Below are 4038 nucleotides of genomic sequence, written 5' to 3'. Positions count from 1 at the left end.
GGTGCCCGTCCCGGGCGCCGGCCGACGGAGACCCCAGCACAGCAGAGGAACAACTGCACGAAGGGGAAGCCATGACAGCGACGACCGACGGAAGCTCCGGGGCTGTGAGCCCCCGCGCAGCCTCGGCCAGTAATCCGACCGATACGAGCATCGCCGCGGACGACGTACTCGCCGCCGCGCGGCGGGCCGCGGAACGCTCGGTGGAGCATCTCCTCGGCAGGCAGGACGAGCAGGGCTGGTGGAAGGGCGACCTCGCCACCAACGTCACCATGGACGCCGAGGACCTGCTGCTCCGTCAATTCCTCGGCATTCAGGACCAGGCCATTGTTCAGGCGGCCGGCCGCTTCATCCGCGGCGAGCAGCGCGGCGACGGCACCTGGGCCACCTTCCACGGCGGCCCCGGTGAGCTCTCCACCACCATCGAGGCGTACGTGGCACTGCGGCTGGCCGGAGACCGGCCGGACGAGCCGCACATGGCCCGCGCTGCGGGATGGGTCAGGGAACAGGGCGGAATCGCGGCGAGCCGCGTCTTCACCCGGATCTGGCTCGCCCTCTTCGGCTGGTGGAAATGGGACGATCTGCCGGAACTCCCGCCCGAGCTGATGTTCTTCCCGAAGTGGTTGCCGCTCAACATCTACGACTTCGGCTGCTGGGCCCGCCAGACCATCGTGCCGCTCACCATCGTCTCGGCGCAGCGGCCCGTACGCCCGGCCCCCTTCGCACTCGACGAGTTGCACACCGACCCGCGCCACCCGAACCCGCCCAGGCGTTCCGCTCCGGCGGCGAGCTGGGACGGAGTCTTCCAGCGCCTCGACAAGGCGCTGCACACCTACCACAAGGTCGCACCGCGCAAGCTGCGCCGGGTCGCCATGAACGCCGCGGCCCGCTGGATCATCGAACGCCAGGAGAACGACGGCTGCTGGGGAGGCATCCAGCCGCCCGCCGTGTACTCCGTCATCGCCCTGCACCTGCTCGGTTACGACCTGGACCACCCGGTGATGCGGGCCGGACTCGCCTCGCTCGACCGCTTCGCCGTCTGGCGCGAGGACGGCGCCCGGATGATCGAGGCCTGTCAGTCCCCGGTCTGGGACACCTGCCTCGCCACCATCGCCCTCGCCGACGCCGGGGTCAGCCCCGACCACCCGGCGCTCGTCAAGGCCGCGGACTGGATGCTCGGCGAGGAGATCGTCCGGCCCGGCGACTGGTCCGTGCGCCGTCCCCGGCTCAACCCGGGCGGCTGGGCGTTCGAGTTCCACAACGACAACTACCCGGACATCGACGACACCGCGGAGGTGGTCCTCGCGCTGCGCCGGGTCCGCCACCCCGACAAGGCACGCATTGAGGCCGCCATCAGGCGCGGAGTGCGCTGGAACCTCGGCATGCAGTCCCGCAACGGCGCCTGGGGCGCGTTCGACGCGGACAACACCAGCGCGTTCCCCAACCGGCTGCCCTTCTGCGACTTCGGTGAGGTCATCGACCCGCCGTCCGCCGATGTCACCGGGCACGTGGTCGAGATGCTCGCCGTCGAGGGACGGTCCCAGCATCCTGCCACCCGGCGCGGTATCGAGTGGCTGCTCGCCGAACAGGACGCGGGCGGCGGCTGGTTCGGCCGCTGGGGCGTCAACTACGTATACGGCACAGGGTCGGTGGTGCCGGCGCTGGTGGCTGCCGGACTGCCCGTCACGCATCCGGCGATCCGCCGCGCGGTCGGCTGGCTGGAGTCCGTACAGAACGACGACGGCGGCTGGGGCGAGGACCTGCGCTCGTACCAGGAGGACAAGTGGATCGGGCACGGCGCCTCGACCGCCTCCCAGACCGCTTGGGCACTGCTCGCGCTGCTCGCCGCAGGACGGCGGGACAGCAAGGCCGTGCAGCGGGGAGTGTCCTGGCTCAGCGAGACGCAACAGGCCGACGGAGCCTGGGACGAGCCGTACTTCACCGGAACCGGCTTCCCCTGGGACTTCTCCATCAACTACCACCTCTACCGGCAGGTCTTCCCGCTCACCGCACTCGGACGGTACGTGTACGGCGAACCGTTCGCGGATCGCGCGGTCACCCGCAAGGGGGCCTGATGGGCGATGGCCCGGGGCCGGCCGGCCCCGCAGTACCGCTGCTGATCGCCTGTGCGCTCGGCATCGAGCAATTCGCCCTGCGCAGCGGCAGAAGCAGGGCCGGTGAAGCCCGCGGCCCAGTGACCGTACTCCGTACGGGTATGGGCCCCAAGGCCGCCGAGGCGGCCGTGTCACGGGCGCTCGGCCAGGACCGGGCGCCCGGCACGGCGGTCCTCGCCTCCGGATTCTGCGCCGGGCTGTCACCCGGCATGCACCCCGGGGACCTGGTGGTCGCCGCCGAGACCCGGGAAGCCGGGGACTCGACGGACTGCACCGGCACGGGCCTGCTCGCCGAGGCCCTCGCCAGGGCGGTGCCCGGCCGCACCGTCCACACCGGTCCGCTGACCGGCTCCGCCCATGTCGTACGCGGACACGAGCGGGCCGAGCTGCGGGCCACCGGCGCGATCGCGGTGGACATGGAGTCCGCCGCCACTCTTCGCGCCGCCCTGCGGTCCGGGCCACGCCCGGTTGCGGCCGTACGGGTGGTCGTGGACGCTCCGGAGCATGAGCTCGTCCGTATCGGCACGATACGCGGTGGAATATCGGCTTTCCGTGTTCTCCGTGCCGTCCTACCGGCTTTCTATGAATGGCACCGATCTTTGCTGCTCCCCAGGAGGTGAGCCAGATGGCCATGCCGCTCCGTCAGTCCATCAAGGTAGCGACGTACCTCATTGAACAGAAGCTCCGCAAGCGGGACAAATTCCCGCTCATTGTGGAACTGGAGCCTTTGTTCGCCTGCAACCTCGCGTGCGAGGGCTGCGGGAAGATCCAGCATCCGGCGGGAGTGCTCAAGCAGCGCATGCCGGTCGCCCAGGCTGTGGGTGCCGTTCTCGAATCGGGTGCCCCGATGGTCTCCATCGCGGGCGGTGAGCCGCTGATGCATCCGCAGATCGGCGAAATCGTCCGGCAGTTGGTTGCGCGCAAGAAGTACGTCTTCCTCTGCACCAATGCCATGCTGTTGCGGAAGAAGATCGAGAAATTCACGCCCTCGCCGTTCTTCGCCTTCGCCGTGCACATCGACGGGCTGCGCGAACGGCACGACGAATCGGTCGCCAAGGAAGGCGTGTTCGACGAGGCGGTGGCGGCGATCAAGGAGGCCAAGCGCCGCGGCTTCCGAGTCACCACGAACTCCACCTTCTTCAACACCGACACCCCGCAGACCGTCATCGAGGTCCTGAACTACCTCAATGACGATCTGAAGGTCGACGAGATGATGATCTCGCCCGCCTACGCGTACGAGAAGGCACCCGACCAGGAGCACTTCCTCGGCGTCGAGCAGACCCGGGAACTGTTCAAGAAGTCGTTCGCGGGCGGCAACCGGTCCCGCTGGCGGCTGAACCACTCACCGCTTTTCCTGGACTTCCTGGAAGGCAAGGCGGACTTCCCGTGCACCGCATGGGCGATCCCGAACTACTCGCTCTTCGGCTGGCAGCGGCCCTGCTATCTGATGAGTGACGGGTACGTCCCGACGTACCGCGAACTCATCGAGGAGACCGACTGGGACAAATACGGCCGGGGCAAGGACCCGCGCTGCGCCAACTGCATGGCGCACTGCGGCTACGAGCCCACCGCCGTCCTCGCCACCATGGGATCGCTGAAGGAATCCCTGCGCGCCATGCGCGAGACCGTCTCCGGGAACGGGTGACGTCATGACCACTGGAAAACCGGTCGTACTGGGTCTCCCCGAGCTGCCGGCCCGGCCGCTCGCGATGCGCCGCCACTCGCGGCGCATCCAGGTCGGGTCGGTGGCGGTCGGCGGGGATGCGCCGGTGTCGGTGCAGTCGATGACCACGACGCGTACGTCGGACGTCGGTGCGACGTTGCAGCAGATCGCGGAGCTGACGGCGTCGGGCTGTCAGATCGTGCGGGTGGCGTGTCCGACGCAGGACGATGCGGACGCGCTGGCGACGATTGCGAAGAAGTCGCA

At 69.1% G+C, this 4038-nt stretch carries 4 protein-coding genes; all 4 read left to right on the top strand.

Translation table 11 applies throughout. The annotated features are described in order from the left end of the window. The first annotated feature begins 71 nt into the window (after nucleotides 1-71). Nucleotides 72-2072, top strand: a complete 2001-nt coding sequence (shc, locus tag ABTZ94_RS36490; protein WP_351207582.1) for a squalene--hopene cyclase — start codon at nucleotides 72-74, stop codon at nucleotides 2070-2072. Continuing rightward, nucleotides 2072-2731 (top strand): phosphorylase family protein, encoded by a 660-nt coding sequence (locus tag ABTZ94_RS36485; protein ID WP_351207580.1) that lies wholly within the window; start codon nucleotides 2072-2074, stop codon nucleotides 2729-2731. The genes shc and ABTZ94_RS36485 overlap by 1 nt, the downstream gene beginning before the upstream one ends. Nucleotides 2732-2736: 5 nt before the next feature. Further along, nucleotides 2737-3756, top strand: a complete 1020-nt coding sequence (hpnH, locus tag ABTZ94_RS36480; protein ID WP_351207578.1) for an adenosyl-hopene transferase HpnH — start codon at nucleotides 2737-2739, stop codon at nucleotides 3754-3756. A 4-nt stretch (nucleotides 3757-3760) separates the two neighbouring features. Then, nucleotides 3761-4038 (top strand): flavodoxin-dependent (E)-4-hydroxy-3-methylbut-2-enyl-diphosphate synthase (locus ABTZ94_RS36475; protein ID WP_351207576.1); only part of this gene is annotated, 278 nt, incomplete at its 3' end.

This window comes from Streptomyces sp. NPDC002785 (genome assembly GCF_040295565.1).
GTDB lineage: Bacteria > Actinomycetota > Actinomycetes > Streptomycetales > Streptomycetaceae > Streptomyces.
This window is presented reverse-complemented; position numbering and strand designations above follow the sequence as displayed.

What these genes read in the sequence shown, in the direction of transcription:
- shc (WP_351207582.1), top strand. Translation starts at nt 72, where the DNA reads ATGACAGCGACGACCGACGGAAGCTCCGGGGCTGTGAGCCCCCGCGCA.
- ABTZ94_RS36485 (WP_351207580.1), top strand. Translation starts at nt 2,072, where the DNA reads ATGGGCGATGGCCCGGGGCCGGCCGGCCCCGCAGTACCGCTGCTGATC.
- hpnH (WP_351207578.1), top strand. Translation starts at nt 2,737, where the DNA reads ATGGCCATGCCGCTCCGTCAGTCCATCAAGGTAGCGACGTACCTCATT.